The 21,997-nt window shown below is 53.1% G+C and carries 20 protein-coding genes, 1 tRNA gene and 1 pseudogene; 6 read left to right on the forward strand and 16 right to left on the reverse strand.

Annotated elements, in window-relative coordinates:
- The coding region (locus tag ACJ9N4_RS19550; RefSeq protein WP_411500728.1) for an integrase core domain-containing protein at positions 1-246 on the forward strand (246 nt) is incomplete at its 5' end.
- A gap of 12 nt (positions 247-258) precedes the next feature.
- On the opposite strand, the pseudogene ACJ9N4_RS19555 reads toward ACJ9N4_RS19550, so the two are convergent.
- The 4 genes and pseudogenes from ACJ9N4_RS19555 to proB form a co-directional block, all read right to left on the reverse strand.
- Positions 259-1,275: pseudogene (locus ACJ9N4_RS19555) on the reverse strand (tyrosine-type recombinase/integrase); the annotation flags it as partial.
- 169 nt (positions 1,276-1,444) lie between these two features.
- A tRNA-Thr gene (locus tag ACJ9N4_RS19560) sits at positions 1,445-1,520 on the reverse strand.
- Between the two features lie 111 nt (positions 1,521-1,631).
- The gene (gene proA, locus ACJ9N4_RS19565) at positions 1,632-2,885 is read right to left on the reverse strand and encodes a glutamate-5-semialdehyde dehydrogenase (RefSeq protein WP_182919452.1); all 1,254 of its coding nucleotides are present in this window, start codon (positions 2,883-2,885) and stop codon (positions 1,632-1,634) included.
- Positions 2,886-2,896: 11 nt separating this feature from the next.
- Complete coding sequence (gene proB / locus ACJ9N4_RS19570; protein ID WP_182273867.1) at positions 2,897-4,000, reverse strand: glutamate 5-kinase; 1,104 nt, start codon at positions 3,998-4,000, stop codon at positions 2,897-2,899.
- 303 nt (positions 4,001-4,303) lie between these two features.
- Here proB and phoE point away from each other — a divergent pair, with 303 nt between their 5' ends.
- Entirely contained in the window at positions 4,304-5,356 is a 1,053-nt protein-coding gene (phoE, locus tag ACJ9N4_RS19575; protein WP_182273866.1) for a phosphoporin PhoE, read from the forward strand.
- 111 nt (positions 5,357-5,467) lie between these two features.
- Here the strand turns inward: phoE and crl are convergent, their stop codons facing one another.
- The 3 genes from crl to gpt form a co-directional block, all read right to left on the reverse strand.
- A complete protein-coding gene (gene crl / locus ACJ9N4_RS19580) occupies positions 5,468-5,869 on the reverse strand; it encodes a sigma factor-binding protein Crl (RefSeq protein WP_182273865.1) in 402 nt (133 codons plus the stop codon).
- 57 nt (positions 5,870-5,926) lie between these two features.
- Positions 5,927-7,171, reverse strand: a complete 1,245-nt coding sequence (gene frsA / locus ACJ9N4_RS19585) for an esterase FrsA (protein ID WP_182273864.1) — start codon at positions 7,169-7,171, stop codon at positions 5,927-5,929.
- A 106-nt stretch (positions 7,172-7,277) separates the two neighbouring features.
- A complete protein-coding gene (gene gpt, locus ACJ9N4_RS19590; RefSeq protein WP_182273863.1) occupies positions 7,278-7,736 on the reverse strand; it encodes a xanthine phosphoribosyltransferase in 459 nt (152 codons plus the stop codon).
- Between the two features lie 260 nt (positions 7,737-7,996).
- Here gpt and pepD point away from each other — a divergent pair, with 260 nt between their 5' ends.
- Complete coding sequence (gene pepD / locus ACJ9N4_RS19595; protein ID WP_182273862.1) at positions 7,997-9,454, forward strand: cytosol nonspecific dipeptidase; 1,458 nt, start codon at positions 7,997-7,999, stop codon at positions 9,452-9,454.
- A gap of 77 nt (positions 9,455-9,531) precedes the next feature.
- Here pepD and dinB read toward each other — a convergent pair whose 3' ends face one another.
- Positions 9,532-10,590, reverse strand: coding sequence for a DNA polymerase IV (dinB, locus tag ACJ9N4_RS19600; protein ID WP_182273861.1), 1,059 nt, complete (start codon positions 10,588-10,590; stop codon positions 9,532-9,534).
- A gap of 217 nt (positions 10,591-10,807) precedes the next feature.
- Here dinB and ACJ9N4_RS19605 point away from each other — a divergent pair, with 217 nt between their 5' ends.
- Together ACJ9N4_RS19605 and ACJ9N4_RS19610 are read left to right on the forward strand one after the other, a co-directional pair.
- On the forward strand, positions 10,808-12,547 hold the full coding sequence (locus tag ACJ9N4_RS19605) for an ABC transporter permease (RefSeq protein WP_182919451.1): 1,740 nt from the start codon (positions 10,808-10,810) through the stop codon (positions 12,545-12,547).
- Between the two features lie 12 nt (positions 12,548-12,559).
- Positions 12,560-13,870 (forward strand): AAA-associated domain-containing protein, encoded by a 1,311-nt coding sequence (locus ACJ9N4_RS19610; RefSeq protein WP_182273859.1) that lies wholly within the window; start codon positions 12,560-12,562, stop codon positions 13,868-13,870.
- Between the two features lie 271 nt (positions 13,871-14,141).
- Here the strand turns inward: ACJ9N4_RS19610 and nqrM are convergent, their stop codons facing one another.
- Genes nqrM through ACJ9N4_RS19645 form a run of 7 tightly spaced genes read right to left on the reverse strand, consistent with a single transcriptional unit; the run spans position 14,142 to position 20,182 of the window.
- Complete coding sequence (gene nqrM, locus ACJ9N4_RS19615) at positions 14,142-14,342, reverse strand: (Na+)-NQR maturation NqrM (RefSeq protein WP_182273857.1); 201 nt, start codon at positions 14,340-14,342, stop codon at positions 14,142-14,144.
- A 2-nt stretch (positions 14,343-14,344) separates the two neighbouring features.
- Positions 14,345-15,568 carry an NADH:ubiquinone reductase (Na(+)-transporting) subunit F gene (gene nqrF / locus ACJ9N4_RS19620; protein WP_182273856.1) on the reverse strand — a complete coding sequence of 408 codons (1,224 nt, stop codon included), beginning with the start codon at positions 15,566-15,568 and terminating at the stop codon, positions 14,345-14,347.
- 10 nt (positions 15,569-15,578) lie between these two features.
- Positions 15,579-16,175 carry an NADH:ubiquinone reductase (Na(+)-transporting) subunit E gene (nqrE, locus tag ACJ9N4_RS19625; RefSeq protein WP_182273855.1) on the reverse strand — a complete coding sequence of 199 codons (597 nt, stop codon included), beginning with the start codon at positions 16,173-16,175 and terminating at the stop codon, positions 15,579-15,581.
- Between the two features lie 6 nt (positions 16,176-16,181).
- The gene (locus ACJ9N4_RS19630; RefSeq protein WP_014069019.1) at positions 16,182-16,820 is read right to left on the reverse strand and encodes an NADH:ubiquinone reductase (Na(+)-transporting) subunit D; all 639 of its coding nucleotides are present in this window, start codon (positions 16,818-16,820) and stop codon (positions 16,182-16,184) included.
- Positions 16,813-17,607, reverse strand: coding sequence for a Na(+)-translocating NADH-quinone reductase subunit C (locus ACJ9N4_RS19635; protein WP_182273854.1), 795 nt, complete (start codon positions 17,605-17,607; stop codon positions 16,813-16,815). The genes ACJ9N4_RS19630 and ACJ9N4_RS19635 overlap by 8 nt, the downstream gene beginning before the upstream one ends.
- Positions 17,600-18,835 carry an NADH:ubiquinone reductase (Na(+)-transporting) subunit B gene (locus ACJ9N4_RS19640; protein ID WP_182273853.1) on the reverse strand — a complete coding sequence of 412 codons (1,236 nt, stop codon included), beginning with the start codon at positions 18,833-18,835 and terminating at the stop codon, positions 17,600-17,602. The genes ACJ9N4_RS19635 and ACJ9N4_RS19640 overlap by 8 nt, the downstream gene beginning before the upstream one ends.
- Before the next feature lie 3 nt (positions 18,836-18,838).
- Positions 18,839-20,182 (reverse strand): Na(+)-translocating NADH-quinone reductase subunit A, encoded by a 1,344-nt coding sequence (locus ACJ9N4_RS19645; RefSeq protein WP_182919450.1) that lies wholly within the window; start codon positions 20,180-20,182, stop codon positions 18,839-18,841.
- 298 nt (positions 20,183-20,480) lie between these two features.
- On the opposite strand from ACJ9N4_RS19645, the gene dpaA reads away from it, so the two are divergent.
- On the forward strand, positions 20,481-21,221 hold the full coding sequence (gene dpaA / locus ACJ9N4_RS19650) for a peptidoglycan meso-diaminopimelic acid protein amidase (protein ID WP_182273851.1): 741 nt from the start codon (positions 20,481-20,483) through the stop codon (positions 21,219-21,221).
- On the opposite strand, the gene ACJ9N4_RS19655 is transcribed toward dpaA, so the two are convergent.
- Positions 21,192-21,959, reverse strand: a complete 768-nt coding sequence (locus tag ACJ9N4_RS19655) for a class II glutamine amidotransferase (RefSeq protein ID WP_182273850.1) — start codon at positions 21,957-21,959, stop codon at positions 21,192-21,194. The genes dpaA and ACJ9N4_RS19655 overlap by 30 nt on opposite strands.
- Positions 21,960-21,997: the final 38 nt, after the last annotated feature.

The following is a 21,997-nucleotide window of genomic DNA, read 5'->3' on the forward strand; positions in this document are numbered from 1 at the left end:
CTCGAATTTATCAAGCCGGGTAAACCAACACAGAATGCTTTTATCGAACGGTTCAACCGGACATACCGGACAGAAATTCTGGATTTTTACCTGTTCAGAACACTGAATGAAGCACGGGAAATTACCGAGCGCTGGCTGATGGAATATAACAACGAGCGGCCTCATGAATCCCTGAACAACCTTACTCCGGAAGAGTACCGGCTGATGGCTGAAAAACCGGAAATCTCAAAAAGTGCGTGGAACTAAAACAGGTGTGCTTACAGTACTCATCGTGCGGCGGAAACCATGCCCCGTTACCTTCCCCGTATATCCAATCCGCTTGAACACCTGATTTATACTCGCTTCGCTCATCGTTTTACGGGGGTCATTCCTTCCAGGAAACACAAGAGGATATTGCCCAGACATCACTTTGAGCAGCTGTACGATCTCCAGCGCTTGGGTAGAGAGGGGAACAAGGTGAGGCCGTTTCATCTTCATTCGCTCGGCAGGAATTTCCCACACCGCTTTTTCAAGATCAAACTCACTCCAGAAAGCACCTCGAAGCTCGCCGGTGCGAGCTCCCGTAAGGATCAGCAAACGTGCGGCAAGTACAACTAACGGGCTTCCTGTATAGCCTGTGAGAGCTTTAAAGAAGTCTGGTAACTCCTCTACAGTAAGGAAGGGATAATGCTTCGATTCATGCCCTGACATCGCGCTGGTTAGATCCGCGGCAGGATTATATTCCGCGCGGCCGGTAACGATGGCATAACGAAAAACTTCGCTGCAGCGCTGGCGAACCTTCTTGGCCTTCTCTGTCGCGCCACGGCTTTCCATTCGACGTAGCACATTCAGCAGAACCAAAGGCTTGATGTCATTCACCGGCAGTTGGCCAATATAAGGGAAAATATCTTTGTTGAAGGCTTCGATAATGTCGGAGGCATAACCTTCTGACCACCGGCTTACCTTCGTTTCGTGCCATTCAAGTGCCACAGCCTAAAACGTATTATTGAGCTGCACATCGCGAACCAACTTTTCTTCTTTCTTGGCAAACGATGGATCGATGCCTTCGACCAGCTTTTTCTTGGCTTCATCACGTAGTGCCCTCACTTGTGCAAGGGACACTGCCGGATAGACACCAAAAGCCATACGTTTCTCTTTTCCATTGAAGCGATATTTCATCCGCCAGTATCGAGAACCAGAAGGAACAACTTCAAGATACAAGCCTGCACCATCTGCTAGCTTGTAGGCTTTCTCTCTGGGTTTAGCAGCATCTACCTGTCGTGCATTAAGCTTCATTGGGGGCATCTCCCTGGACCGAACACAGAATGCCCCCACTTATGCCCCCAACTGCGACTTGATTTCGGTTGAGTCCAGTTGATAACAGGAGATAGGATGCGGGTTAAAAAAACACAGTATACACACGGGCTTTAAGTTGGGTTTCGGTAGACCAGGGAAGAGTTTGAAATGGTGCCGATAATAGGAGTCGAACCTACGACCTTCGCATTACGAATGCGCTGCTCTACCAACTGAGCTATATCGGCCCTGAGAGGCCGGTTACGAATGTAACCACGGGGCAGAAGGTTAGATCTAACCGGGTGATGCGTCAATGCCCTTTTGAATCAAACGGCTATTTTTGCATCACCCATGTTTATTTACGCACGAATCGTATCATCGCCGAAGCCGATCCACTTGTAGGTGGTCAGCGCTTCAAGACCCATCGGGCCACGCGCGTGCAGCTTCTGAGTGCTGACAGCCACTTCCGCGCCCAGGCCGAACTGGCCGCCGTCGGTGAAGCGCGTTGAAGCATTCACATACACGGCTGAAGAATCCACCTCATTCACAAAACGATCTGCGTTGCGCAGGGTACGCGTCAGGATTGCATCGGAATGCTGCGTACCATGCTCACGAATATGAGCGATGGCATCGTCGAGATCCGCCACAATCTTCACGTTCAGATCCAGAGAAAGGAACTCGTCGTCATACTGTTCTGCTTTTACTGGTACCACGGTAGCCGGGCCATCTTTCAATAACGCCAGGGCGTTAGCCTCAGCATGCAGCGTAACGCCGCTTTTCGCCATCTGTTTGCTCAGCGCAGGCAGGAAAGTGTTCGCGATACCCTGATGTACAAGCAGCGTTTCCACTGTGTTACAGGTGCTTGGACGCTGGGTTTTGGCATTAACGATGATCTTCAGCGCCGGTTCAATCTCGGCGCTGTCATCGACAACAATATGACACACGCCAATACCACCGGTGATCACCGGGATAGTCGACTGCTCACGACACAGCTTGTGCAGACCCGCGCCACCGCGTGGGATCAGCATGTCGATGTATTTATCCATGCGCAGCATCTCGTTCACCAGCGCGCGATCGGGGCTTTCAATCGCCTGCACGGCACCCGCCGGTAAGCCGCACTCTTCCAGCGCCTGCTGGATGACTTTTACCGTTGCACCGTTGGTGCGCCAGGTCTCTTTTCCGCCGCGCAGAATAGCCGCATTGCCGGTTTTCAGGCACAGAGACGCGACATCGACCGTCACGTTAGGACGGGCTTCATAAATCACGCCGATCACACCGAGCGGTACGCGGCGACGCTCAAGACGTAAACCGCTGTCGAGCAGTCCACCGTCAATCACCTGCCCGACAGGATCAGCCAGATTACACACCTGGCGAACATCGTCGGCGATACCTTTCAGACGTGCTGGCGTCAGCGCCAGGCGGTCGAGCATTGCTTCGCTCAGGCCGTTTTCACGCGCTTCAGCTAAGTCTTGTTCATTGGCACGCAAAATCTCAGCGGATTGCGATTCCAGATAATCAGCGATTTTTTCCAGCACGCGGTTTTTCTCGCGGCTGGAAAGGAGCGCCAGTTTGTAAGAGGCGGCCTTTGCGGCTGCACCCATTTGTTCCAGCATTTTCTGGCTCCTTAACGAATAATCATATCATCGCGATGCACGGCGACCGGGCCATATTCATAGCCCAGGATGGCGTCGATCTGCTGCGAGTGGTGACCCGCAATCCGGCGCAGAGCATCACTGTTATAACGGCTCACGCCGTGGGCGATGTCGCGACCTGCGAGGTTACGGATACGAATCACTTCACCACGAGAGAAGTTGCCTGTCACGCTTTTAATTCCTTTTGGAAGTAATGAACTCCCTCTTTCCAGAATAGCGGCAGTAGCCCCTTCATCGACGGTAATTTCACCTGCAGGCGGCGCACCGAAAATCCAGCGTTTGCGGTTTTCCAGTGGGGATTCCTGCGCATGGAAACGCGTGCCCACAGAGAGACCTTCCATGACATCGCCAATCACGCCAGGGCGGCTACCCGCAGCAATGATGGTGTCGATACCGGCACGGCACGCCACGTCCGCTGCCTGTAGCTTGGTACCCATTCCGCCCGTTCCCAGGCCAGAAACGCTATCACCCGCGATGGCGCGCAGCGCATCATCAATGCCGTAAACATCTTTAATCAGTTCAGCGTCCGGGTTGGAACGCGGATCGGCGGTGAACAGCCCCGGCTGATCGGTCAGGAGCAGTAATTTATCAGCACCGGCCAGAATCGCGGCCAGCGCAGAGAGGTTATCGTTATCGCCCACTTTGATTTCAGCGGTCGCCACGGCGTCGTTTTCGTTAATGACGGGGACGATATTGTTGTCCAGCAGCGCACGCAGCGTATCACGCGCATTCAGGAAACGTTCTCTGTCTTCCATATCCGCACGCGTCAGCAGCATCTGCCCGACATGAATGCCATAGATAGAAAACAGCTGTTCCCAGAGTTGAATCAGTCGGCTTTGTCCCACGGCGGCCAGCAACTGTTTAGAGGCTATCGTCGCGGGGAGTTCGGGGTAACCCAGGTGTTCACGCCCGGCGGCAATCGCCCCGGAAGTCACAATAACGATACGATGCCCTGCGGCATGCAGCTGAGCGCACTGACGTACAAGCTCAACAATGTGGGCGCGATTTAGGCGGCGCGATCCGCCTGTTAACACACTGGTACCGAGTTTTACCACCAGCGTCTGGCTATCACTCATGATTCTCTGCCGTTCAACGATAAGGGGAAATGATGTCAAACGAACGTTTTAGCAGGACTCAGCCCCGTTGCCAACTGCCTTAGCACATCACTAAACACTTTGTTGCGCCGGATCAGGGAGCGTAGTGGCAAATTTTGACAATTTTATTACAGAAATAATAAATCACAGTTTTTTAAAATTATTCTTATTTTGTCATAAAAGTTTAATTCCAGAACGTTAAAACCCTTCCTGTTTTTTCACGGGACTTAGGCATGAGCTTATCGTCCAGCGAATTTTAGCGCGTTTATAAAATCAGGATCGAAAATGAAAAAGAGCACACTGGCATTAGTGGTTATGGGCGTAGTTGCTTCTGCATCTGTACACGCGGCCGAAGTCTATAATAAAGATGGCAATAAACTGGACGTGTACGGCAAAGTAAAAGCAATGCACTACATCAGTGATGATGCCTCTAAAGACGGTGACCAGACCTACGTACGTTTCGGTTTTAAAGGTGAAACACAGATTAACGATCAGCTGACGGGCTATGGCCGTTGGGAATCCGAATTTGCCGGTAACAAAGCAGAGAGCGACTCCTCTCAGAAAACCCGTCTGGCATTCGCTGGCCTGAAACTGAAAAACATTGGTTCTCTGGATTACGGTCGTAACCTGGGTGCCCTGTATGACGTCGAAGCATGGACCGATATGTTCCCTGAGTTCGGCGGCGACTCTTCCGCGCAGACTGATAACTTCATGACCAAGCGTGCTACCGGTCTTGCCACCTACCGTAACACCGACTTCTTCGGCATGGTTGACGGCCTGGACATGACGCTGCAATACCAGGGTAAAAACGAAAACCGCGACGCCAAGAAACAGAACGGCGACGGTTTTGGTACTTCTCTGGCTTATGACTTCGGCGGCAGCCCTTTCGCTGTTAGCGGCGCATACACCAGCTCTGACCGTACCAATGCTCAGAACCTGCTGGCTCGCGGCCAGGGCGACAAAGCTGAAGCATGGGCAACCGGTCTGAAATATGACGCGAACAATATCTATCTGGCAACGATGTATTCTGAAACACGCAATATGACCCCAATTTCTGGTGGTTTTGCGAATAAAGCACAGAACTTTGAAGTCGTGGCGCAATATCAGTTCGATTTCGGTCTGCGTCCGTCCCTGGGCTATGTACAGTCTAAAGGCAAGGATATCGAAGGTATCGGTGATGCTGATATCGTGAAATACATTGATGTGGGCGCGACCTATTATTTCAACAAAAATATGTCCACGTTTGTTGATTATAAAATCAACCAGATTGATGACAAAAACAAACTGGGTGTCAGCAGCGATGACATCGTTGCACTGGGTATGACTTACCAGTTCTGATCACGCTGTTATAAAAAATCCCGGCCTGTGTGCCGGGATTTTTTTGTCGGGGATTCATGCGGTCTGATGCCCTCACCCCGGGCCCTCGCCCACAGGGAGAGAGAGAAACCATCAGGCCGTCAGCTTGACCGCTTCGCTGGAAAAGTCATCCGCAGGCTCCAGCTTCAGATCCAGAGTCGCCAGCAAAGCACGCGCCTTGTCGTGGAACTCTTTCAGCGTATATTCCAGACGGTCGATCACTTCCTGATCTTTAATAGCCGCCACCTGCCAGTTTCCGTCTTTATTAAACAGGCCAAACTGGTAGCTGTAAGTAAAACGCTTTTCTTGTGCTTCCATTTCCATCCACCAGCCCCAGAACTCACGTTTTTCGGGTGCAGGCTTCACGTTGACGCAAACAGCCAGGCAGTCGAAAAAAAAGCGATTATCTTCACACTGCTCCTCTCGAATATACGGGCCGAGAGCCATGAACTTCTTAATCAGTCTACTTTTCGGGTGTCCACTCGGTAACGTCATTGCGATCTCCTTTTGTGAAGTCACTGTTTTACCAAACCATCAAAATTTAGCAATCTATTAACACAATCTCTGATAGATCCAACCCGTAATCTCTTTTAACGCTTTGTCGAAGTTCTGATAGACCGGGCTGAACGGTACTTCAAGTAGTTTGCCATCTGCAGATGACGACGTGATTAAGCGAGATTCTTCTTCCGGGCTGAAAGGATCATTTTTCCAGAAACCTGACAGCATCGGCGTTGGGCACCGGCGTCCCAGCAAACCTTGCGTTTTTAACGAATAGCGATTGAGTTCAACACGCAGTGCTTCGTCTGATGCATCATGCATGCCAAGACGGCTGGCCAGTACATCAAGGTACATCTCCGGTACGCTGCTCTGCCGGGCAGGCTCGCTGAGCAACGCGTGAACCACCGGGCCAAGACAGGCCACGGCTCTCAGGCGTGGGGATTCAAGATAAGCCAGACGCACTGCAACGTTCGCCCCAAAGCGGAAACCAAATGCCGCCACACGCGTATGGTCAACCCACGGGACATTTTCAAGTGTTTTCAAAGCATGCTGGTGCAGCTGACTTGAATCCTGAGTGAGTTTCCATTTCGACGAGAAGCCGATCGAAGGCATATCGAGGGTCAGCATCGCGATCCCTTTTGGTGCAAAATAGCGCTCAAAAAGGTTGTAATAGTCGATTTGCAGCGAATCCAGACCGCCGCACATAAGCACCGTCGGGAACGGGCCTTCGCCTTCAGGCATATGCAGGAACCCGGTAACCGGCGCGCCGCCGGGGATCGTGAACTCAAGCTCACGCATCCGGCCAGGCAGACGTTGAGCAGCTTCTTCATAGGCACGATTCGCCAGCGCCTGAGCCTGCTCTGCCAGTTCATCCCCTTTAAGATGCGGGTATGCCGCAATGGCGTAAAGATTAGCCGCGTGCAGCCAGTGCTTGCCGCTCAGTGCAGCATCTTCTTCCTGCGTGGCCTTTTGCTGCCAGAGCATCGCCTGTTTAGACCATTCGTAGATCCAGTTACCACCACGGTAGCCCACCACCGTATCGTAGAGTTCGCTGTCGGTACGCTCGGACTCACTCATTACGATACGTGACTGCACGTCGAGGATTTCACGGGGATCAATACCACGCCAGATCCACATTAAACGATTGAGCATGCGATACCAGTGAGGCACATTTTTACCGTCTAACGCAGACTGCACTGAAGGCTGGGTACCTGGATTAAAACGACGCACCAGCGTCGACGTTTCTGGGTGTTTGAAACGGGGTTTGAAAAGAGTTTCGGTGAGATTCGCCTGCGTCATGACATAGCCTCCGTGAATACGTCGTATAAAGACTATTGTAACGCGCCGCAGACTAAAAAAAACAACGCCCGGTATCACCGGGCGTTAAAATAATTGCAGAACGGAATTAACGACCAGAAATTGGCGGTACAAATACCACGCCCATATCCCACGGTTGTTCAATCCAGGTCTCCTGCGGAATATCAATCACATAATCATCAACCAGCGGACGGCCGGCAGGTTTAGCGAAAATAGTGACGAAGTGTGCTTTTGGGTACATTTCGCGGATTGCCACCGCGGTACCACCGGTATCCACCAGGTCATCAATAACGATGAAGCCTTCACCGTCGCCTTCAGCGCGTTTCAGCACGGTCAGCTCACGCTGGTTGTCATGGTCATAGCTGGAGATGCATACGGTATCGACATGGCGAATACCCAGCTCACGAGCCAGCAGCGCCCCCGGTACCAGACCGCCACGACTAACGGCAATAATGCCTTTCCACTGCTCGGAAGGCATCAGACGCGCAGCCAGTTTGCGTGCGTGAATCTGCAACATGTCCCAGGTGACGACGTATTTTTCGCTCATGTGAAGTGTCCCAGCCTGTTTATATACGGCTTAAAAAGTGTTCAAGGGGGAAATAGGTTGCGCGAGATTATAGAGATCTGACGCACTAAAAACCAGTGTTTAGCGCCCTGAGCCAGGGTTTTTACATGCTTTATGCTACCAGCAACCAGAGAAAGTGGTATTCTCAGTTGCATCTCGCAAGCCTGACTTGTGGTAACTATTAACCTGCTAACCCTGTAACCTGCATCATTGTTTGCAGAGCATCGACAAGGAGACTTATCGTGTCTGAACTGTCTCAATTATCTCCACAGCCGCTGTGGGATATTTTTGCCAAAATCTGTTCCATTCCACACCCTTCCTATCATGAAGAACAGCTTGCCGAACATATTATGGGCTGGGCGAAGGAAAAAGGTCTGCACGTTGAGCGCGACCAGGTTGGCAATATTCTGATCCGTAAAGCGGCGACCGCAGGCATGGAAAACCGTAAACCGGTTGTGCTACAAGCTCACCTGGATATGGTTCCACAGAAAAACAACGACACCGTTCACGACTTCACCAAAGATCCTATCCAGCCTTACATTGATGGCGACTGGGTAAAAGCGCGCGGCACAACGCTGGGTGCAGATAACGGTATCGGTATGGCCTCTGCGCTGTCCGTACTGGCGGACGACAGCGTTGAGCATGGCCCGCTGGAAGTGCTGCTGACCATGACCGAAGAAGCGGGTATGGACGGTGCATTCGGTCTGCAGGCGAACTGGCTGCAGGCAGACATTCTGATCAACACCGACTCCGAAGAAGAGGGTGAGATCTACATGGGCTGCGCGGGCGGGATTGATTTCATCTCTACCCTGCCGTTGTCCCGTGAAGCGGTACCCGCTGGCTTCCAGACCTTCAAGCTGACGCTGAAAGGGCTGAAAGGTGGCCACTCCGGTGGTGATATTCACTTAGGTTTGGGTAACGCCAACAAACTGCTGGCGCGTTTCCTCGCGGGGCACGCGGCTGAGCTGGATCTGCGTCTGGTGGATTTCAACGGTGGTACACTGCGCAACGCCATTCCACGTGAAGCGTTCGCAACCGTGGCAGTGCCTGCAGCAAAAGCTGATGAGCTGAAAAAACTCTCCGGCATTTATCTGGATATCCTGAAAAACGAACTGTCTGCCAAAGAGAAGAACCTGACTGTAGTGCTGGAATCCTTCTCCACGGATAAAGCAGCGCTGACCGCGCAGTCTCGTGACAGCTTTGTTCAACTGCTGAACGCGACGCCAAACGGCGTGATCCGCAACTCTGACGTTGCGAAAGGCGTGGTAGAAACCTCACTGAACGTGGGCGTGGTCACCATGAGCGACGACAGCGCAGAGATCATCTGCCTGATCCGTTCGCTTATCGACAGCGGTAAAGAGTACGTGGTCAGCATGCTGGAATCTCTGGGTACCCTGGCGGGTGCGAAAACCTCCGCTAAAGGTAGCTACCCTGGCTGGCAGCCAGACGCCAGCTCTCCAGTAATGGCGCTGGTGCGTGAGACTTACCAGCGTCTGTTCAACAGCACGCCGAATATTCAGGTGATCCACGCGGGTCTGGAATGTGGTCTGTTCAAGAAACCGTATCCAAACATGGACATGGTCTCCATCGGGCCAACCATTACCGGGCCACACTCACCGGATGAGCAGGTTCATATCGAAAGCGTGGGCCATTACTGGACCCTGCTGACTGAACTGCTGAAGGCAATTCCTGTTAAGTAACGCCCTCACCCCAACCCTCTCCCACAGGGAGAGGGTGAAAAACGCAGGCCTGGTAAGCGAAGCGCTACCGGGCTTTTTTACAACCCCAACACCAGCTGACGTTCCAGTTGCGGATCCAGCAACGTTACGTGCAATCCCACCAGCCTGACTCCTCGCCCACCCCGTCGCTCTTCCCATGCCTTTTTCGCGGTAGCGATAAGATCCTCTTTATTCAGGCGCGGCCAGACGTGCTCCTGCGTCGTCTGCTGAAAGTCATTGAACTTTAATTTCACGCCCTGACGAGCAATCAGCAGATCCGGTTTCACTTTCGCTAACCTCCGCTCCAGCTCAGGATAAAGTTGTTCAGTGATAATGATTTCGCACTCAGGCCACTCATGAATATCTTCAATCAGCGTGCGTTCCACCCCAACGGATTTACGCAGGCGCTCGTTATTCACACCGCGCTCATCAATCCCCTGACTGCGCTCCCACAGCACGCGACCAAACTTGCCAAAGCGCTTAAGCAGCATTGCCAGGTCGCTTCGTTGCACATCTTCACACGTTCGTAATCCCATGCTTTCAAGCTTTGCTGCAGAGACTTTCCCCACCCCGGGAATTTTGCCGAGCGGCAACGTTTTTAAAAACGCCGGAACCTCTTCCGGGGTGATAACAAACTGGCCGTCCGGCTTATTTAAATCTGAGGCTATTTTGGCGAGGAATTTCACCGGGGCGACCCCCGCCGATGCGGTCAGATTAAGCTCGTGATAAATGGTCTGGCGGATCTCCTGCGCCATCAATGTGGCAGAGCCGTGGCAGTGAACGCTGTCGGTCACATCCAGATAGGCTTCGTCCAGCGACAGGGGCTCTATGAGCGAGGTATAGCGGGAGAAAATCTCCCGGATATGCAATGAGGCCTCTTTGTACGCCTCAAACCGACCAGGCAGAAGTGTGAGATGAGGACAAAGCTTTAACGCCATCGCGGTGGGCATCGCACTACGCACGCCAAATTTGCGCGCAGGGTAGTTGGCGGTACTGATCACGCCACGCTGGATGCGGCTGCCGCCAATAGCGATGGGGATATCCCGTAGCGCAGGATTGTCACGCATCTCCACTGCGGCAAAAAAGCAGTCCATATCAACATGGATTATTTTGCGCATAGTAAGCCCTCACTCATTACTGGATAAGTATACAGTAATAACGTAAGGATTGAGAAGCGTGAGAGGAAAAGGAGCAGGTCTGGCGAGCGGCTGCCGGTGCTTTTCCCCCGTTGCGTCATAAAATTTTCTTCAAAGATACCCGGCGTTTAAATGAAGTCACCCATAATAGAGGTATTAAAAAAACTGGCAGATTTTTTAGCATTCAGGGAGCAGTGTTATGAACCTGCATCTTTCGGCAAGCAATGCGTACCGACAACTCAAACCCAACGGCTGGGATGTTGTCGCTTTTCCTTTAATTCTCTGTCTGATAGCCCTGTTCGTCACCGGCTTTCATCAAACCCTGCAGCCCATCGCCAGCCTGAAAACCGAGGTTATCTCGCTGGATCCGATAATGCTGCCGGAATATGCCCTGCGTACCACGCTGCGAATGCTGGTCGCCATGCTCGCGGCACTACTGTTTACCCTGGTTTACGGTACGCTGGCTGCCCGCAGTCGACGGGCAGAAAAAATCCTCATCCCGGTGCTCGATATCCTGCAATCCGTGCCGGTACTGGGTTATATCGCTTTTACCGTAACGTTCTTTATCGCGCTGTTTCCGGGGCAGGTATTGGGTGTGGAGCTGGCGGCCATTTTTGCCATTTTTACCAGCCAGGCGTGGAATATGACCTTCAGCTTCTACCAGTCTCTGCGCACGGTGCCACGGGATCTGCTGGAAGTGTCCTGCGGATTTCATCTGACACCCTGGCAGCGTTTCTGGAAGCTGGACGTTCCGTTTTCAATGCCCGGACTTTTATGGAATATGATGATGTCGATGTCCGGCGGCTGGTTTTTCATCGTGGCTTCCGAAGCCATTACCGTTGGCAACAATACCTATACGCTGCCCGGTATCGGTGCCTATCTTGCTCAGGCCATTTTGCACAAAGATTTGCACGCAGTGGGCTGGGTCTTGCTGGCGATGACGCTGGTGATCCTGGCCTACGATCAGCTGCTGTTCAGGCCGTTGATCGCCTGGGCCGATAAATTCCGCATGGAGACCACGCAGTCTGGTAAAACACCCACGTCCTGGGTGCTAAATCTGATGCGCCGCACCCGGCTAATTCACAAGCTTCTGGCCCCCTTTGGCCTGCTATTGTCCGTGCTGGCACGTCTGCCTTTGCGTGTACCTACGCTACGCACCAGGCCCGTTCCAGCGAAGTTATCGCGGCAGATTTCCCGTACGATAGACATTATCTGGGGGGCTTTACTGGTTCTGCTGACGTTGTACATTGCCTGGCGGGTGGTCAGCTATGTGAAAACGGGCATCACCCTGGATGAAGTGGGGCATGTTTTGCTGCTGGGTGTGTTCACTCTGCTACGCGTGACGCTTCTGATCCTCATCTCTTCGGTTATCTGGGTACCTCTGGGGGTCATGATTGGGATGCGGCCTGCGCTTGCCGGAAAAATTCAGCCGATTGCGCAGTTTCTTGCCGCTTTCCCGGCGAATCTGATGTTCCCGATCTTCGTGATTACCATCGTTCATTACCATCTTAACCCGGATATCTGGCTCTCTCCGCTGATTGTGCTGGGTACGCAGTGGTACATCCTGTTTAACGTGATTGCGGGAACCGCCGCATTCCCGAATGACTATCGCGAAGCGGCCACAAATTTCCGTATCCGTGGCTGGCAGTGGTGGCGTCAGATCATGCTGCCGGGCATTTTTCCTTACTATATCACCGGTGCGATTACGGCATCGGGGGGAGCCTGGAACGCCAGTATCGTGGCTGAGTTTGTGCAATGGGGGAATATCCAGGTGACGGCGCACGGGCTGGGGGCCTATGTTGCACAGAACACGGCCGCGGGCGATTTTCCCAAAATTATTCTTGGTGTGGCGGTCATGTCGCTGTTCGTCACCGTGTTTAACCGCCTGCTGTGGCGGCCAATGTATGCTTATGCCGAATCCCGGTATCGTATTGATTAAAGGATTGCTCTCATGCAGCAAAGATATCGCACAGTGAAAACCGGTCAGGAAGTGTTAACGGTGAAACAGGTCAGCCATGGTTTTGACAAGGCGCATGGTGCAATACAGATCCTTGATAACGTTAACCTGACCTTATCCGAAGGGGAGATAGTCGGGCTGCTTGGACGTTCGGGTTCAGGAAAATCGACTCTGCTGCGGATCATCTCCGGCCTGATCACACCCACGTCCGGAGCGGTTAACTACAAAGGTACCCCGCTCAGTGGCCCCGCAGAGGGTATTGCGATGGTCTTTCAGACCTTTGCGCTCTTTCCGTGGCTGACTGTACTCCAGAATGTGGAAGCAGGACTGGAGGCGCTTGGTGTTGCCGCTTCGACACGCCGTACCAGAGCGCTCGCGGCAATCGATCTTATCGGGCTCGACGGCTTTGAGAACGCCTATCCTCGTGAGCTTTCCGGCGGTATGCGCCAGCGGGTGGGGTTTGCCCGCGCGCTGGTCGTCGACCCGACGCTGTTGCTGATGGATGAACCATTTTCCGCTCTCGACGTATTAACCGCTGAAACCCTGCGTACGGATCTGCTCGACCTGTGGAACGACGGTAAAATGCCGATCAAATCGATTCTGATTGTGACACATAACATTGAAGAAGCTGTTTTTATGTGCGATCGCATTCTGGTGCTCTCTTCCAATCCTGGCCGGGTGGTTGCCGAAATTAAAGTGCCGTTTTCCCATCCCCGCGATCGTCTCGATCCTGATTTCCGTCAGTTGGTTGACGATGTTTATGCCAGAATGACCGCGCGTCCGGTGAGTGAACACGTCAGAAAAACGCTGAAGGCAGGCACGCGGCTGCCGCAGGTTTCTATCAACCTGATTGCAGGGCTTATCGAGACGCTGGCGGCGGCACCTTATGAGGGACGGGCCGACATGCCGGACATTGCACATTCCCTGCATCTGGAGGTGGATGACCTGTTCCCGATTGCAGAGGTACTGCAGCTGATGGGGTTTGCCGATATTCGCGAAGGGGATATCTTCTTAACCCCAGCGGCAATAGCCTTTGCTCAGGCCGATACGCAACCACGAAAAGTGATGTTTGCCGAGCATCTTCTGCGCTTTATCCCGCTGGCGGCATTAATTAAAAATGTGCTTGATGAGAGGGTGGATCACCGTGCACCCCGCGTGCGCTTTGAACAGGAGCTGGAAGACACGCTCTCTGACAGCGCCGCCAAAGAGACGCTGGATACGGTCATTCACTGGGGACGCTACGCCGAGATATTCTCCTATAACGACCAGACGGCACTGTTCAGCCTGGAAGATGTGGAGTTTTAAACACCATAAACGCAGGTGTGAGTCTTTGCTTACGCCAAAACCGATCGGGATCCGCAGGGGAAGCCAGGCGAGCGAATGGCTGTTGCTGAACCTTAATGCGCCCACACCATGAAAAGACCGGGCTGGGTCGAGGCAGACAATAGCATCGTGGAGAACGCGTTGCGTGATGTCACTCTGGGGCGGAAAACGGGTTATGTGAAGCCGGTAAACGTATCGCGGATGCAGACGGCGTATGGCGTCCTGAAATCAGGACGCCATCTACAAAGGTAAATTAAAGAATGCGCTGCTGTTCCCGAGCCATCCGTTTTTTACGGGCATCGCACGGCTCCGGGCAGTCACAGACCTTTTCCATTCCGAGGGCAGAGATGCCGCCGCAGCTGCCCTGGATACTTTTACGCTTGATGATCCAGCCCAGGGACATACCGAATACCACCAGCATAAATACCGCGAAAGTTGCCAGAAACGTCAACATTTTCAGCCTCCGAAGTCATCCAGCATGATGTTCTCATCTTCCACGCCGAGATCTTTAAGCATCTTAATCACAGCGGCGTTCATCACTGGTGGGCCACACATATAGAACTCGCAGTCTTCCGGAGCCGAATGCTGTTTAAGGTAGTTCTCATACAACACGTTATGAATGAACCCTGTATAACCCGTCCAGTTGTCTTCCGGCTGCGGATCGGAGAGTGCCACATGGAAGGTAAAGTTAGGGTTTTCACGCGCCAGCTGTTCAAATTCATCGTCATAGAACATCTCTCGCCGCGAGCGGGCACCGTACCAGAAGCTAATTTTACGCTGACTGCCGAGCCGCTTGAGCTGGTCGAAAATGTGCGAACGCATCGGGGCCATACCCGCCCCACCACCGATAAAGACCATTTCGGCATCCGTTTCTTTAGCGAAGAACTCCCCGAACGGGCCAGAGATAGTCACCTTATCGCCCGGTTTCAGAGACCAGATGTACGATGACATCACACCCGGCGGTGCATCCGGCACATTCGGTGGTGGTGTGGCAATACGCACATTGAGCATAATCATGCCCTTCTCTTCCGGGTAGTTAGCCATTGAGTAAGCGCGCAGCGCCGGTTCTTTGACGCTGGAAGTAAAACGGAAAAGATTAAACTTATCCCAGTCGGTGCGATACTCATCCGGAACATCGAAGTCCGCATAAGTCACGGTGTGATCCGGACATTCAATCTGAATATAACCACCCGCACGGAACGGAACATCTTCACCTTCCGGTACGCGCAGCTTCAGCTCTTTAATAAAGGTGGCTTTGTTATCATTCGAGATAACCTCACACTCCCATTTTTTGACGCCGAAGATCTCTTCCGGTAGTTCAATTTTCATGTTCTGGCGCACTGCGACCTGGCAGGCCAGACGGCAGCCCTCTTTTGCCTCACGTTTTGTGATATGCGCCAGCTCGGTTGGCAGGATATCACCGCCCCCCTCTTTTACCGTTACGCGGCACTGCCCACAGGAGCCACCGCCGCCACAGGCTGAAGAGACAAAAATTCCGTTACCGGAGAGTGTATTAAGTAACTTGTCCCCTGCCGGAGTGCGGATCTGATTTTGCGGTTCATCATTGATATCAATGGTGACATCACCGGAGTTCACCAGCTTTGCGCGCGCGGCCAGAATCAACCCCGACAGTACCAGTACAATCAGCGTGAACATCACCACGCCAAGAATAATTTCCATCTTCTTTCCCTTACAGCTGCACACCAGAGAAGGACATAAAGCCCAACGCCATCAGTCCGGTGGTGATAAAGGTGATCCCTAAGCCACGCAGGCCCGCAGGCACGTTGGCATACTTCATTTTTTCGCGGATCCCCGCCATCGTCACGATAGCCAGCATCCAGCCGATCCCGGAACCGAAACCATACACAACGGATTCACTGAAGTTGTAATCACGCTGAACCATAAATGACACGCCACCAAAGATGGCGCAGTTCACCGCGATCAGCGGCAGGAAGATCCCCAGCGCGTTGTAAAGCGACGGGAAATACTTGTCGAGGATCATCTCCAGGATTTGTACCAGCGCCGCAATCACTCCAATAAAAGTAATAAAGTTCAGGAAGCTGAGATCAACACCGTCCACCAGCGCGCCGTCCCGCAGCACAAAGTTGTACACCAGGTTGTTAATGGGCACGGAAAGCCCCAGCACAACGGTCACCGCGACACCCAAACCAAATGCCGTCGACACTTTTTTGGACACCGCGAGGAACGTACACATGCCCAGGAAAAACGCGAGCGCCATGTTTTCAACGAACACCGCGCGCACAAACAAACTCAGGTAATGAGCCATTGTCGGTTACTCCTTTTCCTGCTGTTCAGGCTTCAGCGTACGAATCAGCCAGATCAGCAAACCGATAATGAAAAATGCGCTTGGAGCCAGAAGGAATAATCCGTTTGGCAGATACCAGCCACCGTTTTGTACCGTGTCCAGCACCGTGATACCAAACAGCTTACCGCTGCCGATTAACTCGCGCAGGAAACCTACCGTCAGCAGGATCACGCCGTAGCCCAGACCATTGCCGATGCCGTCCATAAAGCTCGCCAGTGGCGGCATTTTCATGGCGTAAGCTTCTGCGCGCCCCATCACAATACAGTTGGTGATAATCAGACCGACGAACACCGAAAGCTGTTTTGAGGTTTCATAGGCAAAGGCACGAAGCAGCTGATCGACCACGATCACCAGCGAGGCGATGATCGCCATCTGCACGATGATCCTCACGCTGTTCGGAATGTGGTGGCGGATCATTGAGATAAACATGCTGGAAAACGCCGTCACCAGCGTCACCGCAACGGTCATCACCAGCGCAGTTTCCAGCTTAGTGGTGACCGCCAGTGCCGAGCAGACACCCAGTACCTGCAGAGTAATGGGGTTATTGGCCAGCAGCGGGCCAATGAGCACCTTTTTGACTTCTTTTAGTTCACCTGCATCAGCCATTGTTCAGCGCTCCTTCACGTACGTTTTTCAGGAAGGGGCCAAAACCCAGTTCACCCATCCAGAAATCAAAACTATGCTGCACCCCGTTTGACGTGAGCGTTGCCCCGGAAAGCCCGTCGACAGCGTACTCATCTCCCTGACGCGCTGCCCCTTTCATCACTTTCAGCGCGGGTTTCCCGCTGTCATCCAGCACTTTCTTGCCGACAAACTGTGCCCGCCAGTTAGGGTTTTCAACTTCTCCGCCAAGCCCCGGCGTTTCGCCCTGGTCATAATACGTGATGCCTTTTACAGTGCGACCGTCCGTATCAAGCGCCACAAAGGCATACATCATTGACCACAAGCCGTTGCCGTATATCGGAAGCACGACCTCCTGCACCCGGTTTTGCGCATCATGCACCAGGTAGATCTCTGCGAGGTTGCTGCGTCGCTTAATCCCTGCCGGATCCTGTGATGCCTCGAGGGAAAGACTCATATGCGGATCTTTTAGCGCCTGAGCCTGGTTATATTTCGTCGGGTCTTTTTCCAGAAGTTCGCCATTTTTTAAATCCACCAGCCGCGCTGAAATGCGTTCAGCGAAGAGTGTCGAAACATCATCTGTACTCATTCCTTCCTGCATCAATCCGGCCACGGCCAGGATATTGCGTTGTTTATCCAGGGCGCGCTGCTTTTGCTGCAGCGGCTTTAGCCCCACAGCAGAACCCGCCACTACAATGGAACAGACCAGACAAAGCACCAGCACCACCAGCAGCGTTTTGCTGATGCTGTCGTTATTTTTGATTTCAGCCACGCGCCTTCCTCCGCTTAACGTTGGCGCGCACGACCAGATAATCGAAGAGTGGCGCAAACAGATTGGCAAACAGAATGGCCAACATCATCCCTTCCGGATACGCCGGGTTGACCACACGAATCAGGACACACATCGCGCCAATGAGCACGCCATAGCTCCATTTACCTTTGTCAGTAAATGAGGCAGAGACGGGATCCGTAGCCATAAACATCATCCCGAAGGCAAAACCGCCCAATACAAGATGCCAGTACCAGGGCATAGAGAACATCGGGTTGGTGGTAGAGCCAATCACGTTGAACATCGTGGCGGTCAGTATCATGCCAATCATCACACCGGCGACGATCCGCCATGAGGCGACACGTCCGAAGAGAATGATGGCTCCACCCAGTAAAATCATCAGCGTGGAGACTTCCCCGATGGAACCCGGAATGTTGCCGATAAAGGCATCAAACCAGGTGACAGGTTGGCCCGTCGCGTTATTCACCAGCGTTTCTCCGCCGTGTGCCGCCCACTGAGAGAGCGGCGTCGCGCCGGAAAAACCATCGGCCGCCGTCCACACCAGATCGCCCGAAATTTGAGCCGGGTAAGCAAAGAACAGGAACGCGCGCCCCGCCAGTGCCGGGTTGAGGAAGTTACGCCCGGTACCGCCGAAGATCTCTTTGGCTATCACGACACCAAAACTGATCCCCAGCGCCGCCTGCCAGAGCGGCAGCGTCGGTGGCACAATCAGCGCAAACAGAATGGAGGTAACAAAGAAGCCTTCATTAATTTCATGCTTGCGAATTATGGCAAACAGCACTTCCCAGAAGCCGCCCACGATAAATACCGTGAGGTAGACAGGCAGGAAGAAAACGGCCCCCAGCGTCATCATGCTGACCCAGCCCGCGTCTGCGGCAAAGCTCACGCCCAGCGACTGCGCCAGACGGTAGTGCCAGTCAGACTGAATCACCTGCGCCATCTGCGGTGCATCGTACAAATGGTGCAGCGCCGGAATGGTTTGCAAACCCACGTTGTACATGCCCCAGAACATCGCCGGGAAGACCGCGAACCAGACCAGAATCATCATCCGTTTAAGGTCGATGGCATCACGGACGTGCGCAGCCCCTTTCGTCACCAGCCCCGGGGTGTAGAAAATGGTCGCCGTCGCTTCAAACAGCGGGTAATACTTTTTCAGCTTACCTTCGGTAAAGTGCGGTTCTATTTTTTCAAAGAGGTGTTTTAAGCCCATCAGTTATCCTTCCTGCTCAATGCGGGTTAACACCTCGCGCAATACGGGTCCATATTCGTATTTACCTGGACAAACATAGGTACAGAGCGCCAGATCTTCTTCGTCAAGCTCAAGACAGCCCAGCGCCTGTGCGCTGTCGGTATCCCCGGCGAGTAAATCGCGCAGCAGCATGGTCGGCAGAATATCCAGCGGCATCACGCGCTCATAGTTACCAATGGGAACCATTGCGCGCTCACCACCATGTGTACTGGTAGAGAAGTTAAAAAGCTTGTGACGCAGGAAATGTCCAAGCGTCGTGCGGGTCACGGAGAATTTCTCCGCGCCAGGCAGAACCCAGCCGAACAGCTCTTTCTCACGCCCTTCCAGGACAACACTCACCTGCAGATGAAAACGACCAAGATAAGCCTGCGCACCAACCGCATGTCGGCCACTGAGAACCGAGCCGGAAATCAGGCGGTTTTCGCCCTCGTTTATTTCACCGTCCAGCAGTTCATTGATATCCGCCCCCAGCAGGGTACGCACCAGACGCGGATTTGCCGCCTGTGGCCCGCCGATGGCAACCACACGTTCAGCACACAGCTCACCTGTCGTAAAAAGCTTACCGATGGCAATGACGTCCTGATAGTTGAGATGCCAGACCTGCTTTGTCAGGCTTACCGGCTCAAGAAAGTGGATATGGGTGCCAGCCAGCCCAGCAGGATGGGGGCCTGCAAATTCGTTAAACGTGACCTGACCTTGCGGATGACCACCAAGCTTGCCTCCGCTGGCCTGGCAGACATGGACTTTACCCGACGTCAGGCGCGTTAACACGGTCAGCCCGGCATCAAAGGCTTTTCGCTGTGCCAGAATCACGGGCTGGGGGTCTACGCTGAGCGGGTTGGTGTCAATTGCCGTGACGAAAATCGCCGCAGGCACCGTGTCCGGTACGGGCGATTTACTGAAGGGACGCGTGCGAAACGCCGTCCACAGGCCTGATTCCAGCAGCTGCGCCTGTACGGCACCCCGGCTGAGGCTCGTCAGTTCGGTGGCATCAACATGAGCAAATGTACGCTGCTCGTCGCCTTCAATGCGGATAACCACCGACTGCATAACACGGCGTTCCCCACGATTGATCGCAACGATGGTACCGCAGGCTGGTGCGGTAAACATGACGCCAGGATTTTTTTTATCCTCAAAGAGCGCCTGTCCTTTGATGACGCGATCGCCCTCCTGTACCAGCATTGAGGGGCGCATTCCCAGATAATCGTCACCCAAAATGGCGACATGGCGAACACTAACGCCCGTCGAAACGTGCTGTTCCGGCACGCCTGAAATCGGCAAATTAAGCCCTTTTCTGATTTTAAACATGTAGTTAGGAAGTTTCCATGAACAACAATCCAGTGGGCAGAAGTGTACCATTTTCGCCCTTTCCAGGGCAGGGAATCCGCCGTTGCACACGCCAAAATGCGAGCGATTACGCAAAGTTCCTGGAGTCAACGCCTTTGGGATGGGTTATAAAGTAAAACTAATTTGTAAACTAACCGCTCTGCTCTTGCGAAAATCTATAGCGGTGCTAATGTGAGCGCTCCTAACCAGAATAATCTGATTTCGGGTCTCTTTTGCCGTCCTGGCAAGTTGGTCTTAGTTTTATCAAGGAACTAGTAGTATGCGTAAAATCGCATTGTTCATTGCGATGCTTCTGATTCCGTGCGTGTCGTTTGCCGGGTTGCTCAGCAGCAACAGTTCAACCACGCCGGTCAGCAAAGAATATAAACAGCAATTAATGGGATCACCGGTTTATATTCAAATATTCAAGGAAGAACGCACTCTCGATCTGTTTGTAAAAATGGGCGAGACGTATCAGCTGCTCGATAGCTACAAAATTTGTAACTACTCCGGTGGTCTGGGGCCAAAACAACGTCAGGGCGATTTCAAAAGCCCGGAAGGGTTTTACAACGTTCAGCGTAGCCAGCTAAAGCCTGACAGCCGCTTCTATAAAGCCATTAACATCGGCTTCCCTAATGCCTATGACCGTGCTCACGGTTATGAAGGTAAGTACCTGATGATCCACGGTGCCTGCGTGTCTATCGGCTGTTACGCGATGACCGATTCCGGCATTGATGAGATCTTCCAGTTTGTCACTGGCGCACTGGTCTTTGGTCAGCCAAGCGTTCAGGTCAGCATCTACCCGTTCCGCATGACCGATGCCAACATGGCGCGTCACAAGTATTCCTACTATGCGGATTTCTGGAAACAGATGAAACCGGGTTATGACTACTTTGAACAGACCCACAAGCCGCCGGTAGTGTCGGTGGTGGATGGCCGTTACGTGGTCAGCAAGCCACTGAGCCACGAAGTTGTCCAGCCACAGCTGGCGTCAAACTACACGGTCTCCCAGGCAAAATAACGCCCACTCACCTGGCATAATCTTTTGCCAGGTTTCGTTGCCCGTCAGCGGTTGCGTCGCTATCACAGAAACCACATCGTTTGGTGTGGTCTCTGTCTGAAAATCAATTTCCACATCCTGATCGAGCAGCGTTGCCACGCCAAACGGCGCACGACGGGTGATCCAGAACAGATTCGTCGAGCAGAACGCCATTACGTAGCGCCCGTCAGACAGGAGCATGTTAAACACGCCCTTTTCACGTAACTCTGAAGCCAGCGATGCGATGTATTTAAACACGGCGGTCATGTTGCTGGGGGTACGAGGATAACGCTCTGTCAGCTTGTGCAGCAGCCAGCAGAAGGCTTTTTCGCTGTCTGTCTCGCCTACCGGGCGGAAATTCCCCGTCTCCAGGGACTTATAGCCAGAGAGCTGACCATTGTGAGCATACGTCCAGTTACGTCCCCACAGCTCGCGGGTAAACGGATGGGTATTTTCCAGCGCCACTTCACCGCGATTCGCCTGGCGGATATGCGCAATAACAGAGTGGGACTTTATCGGATAGTCCTGCACCAGTTTGGCAATCGGTGAATTAAAGCTGGGCTGTGGATCTTTGAACGTGCGACACCCTTTGCCTTCGTAGAAGGTTATACCCCAGCCGTCTTTATGCGGCCCGGTTCCCCCACCGCGCTGAACCAGCCCGGTGAAACTAAAGCAGATATCGGTTGGCACATTGGCGCTCATCCCGAGCAGTTCGCACATACGTCACCTCCACAACAGCGGGGGCAATCATGCCCCCA

Source organism: Enterobacter sp. LM3 (assembly GCF_046622475.1).
In the GTDB taxonomy this organism is placed as follows: domain Bacteria; phylum Pseudomonadota; class Gammaproteobacteria; order Enterobacterales; family Enterobacteriaceae; genus Enterobacter; species Enterobacter cloacae_P.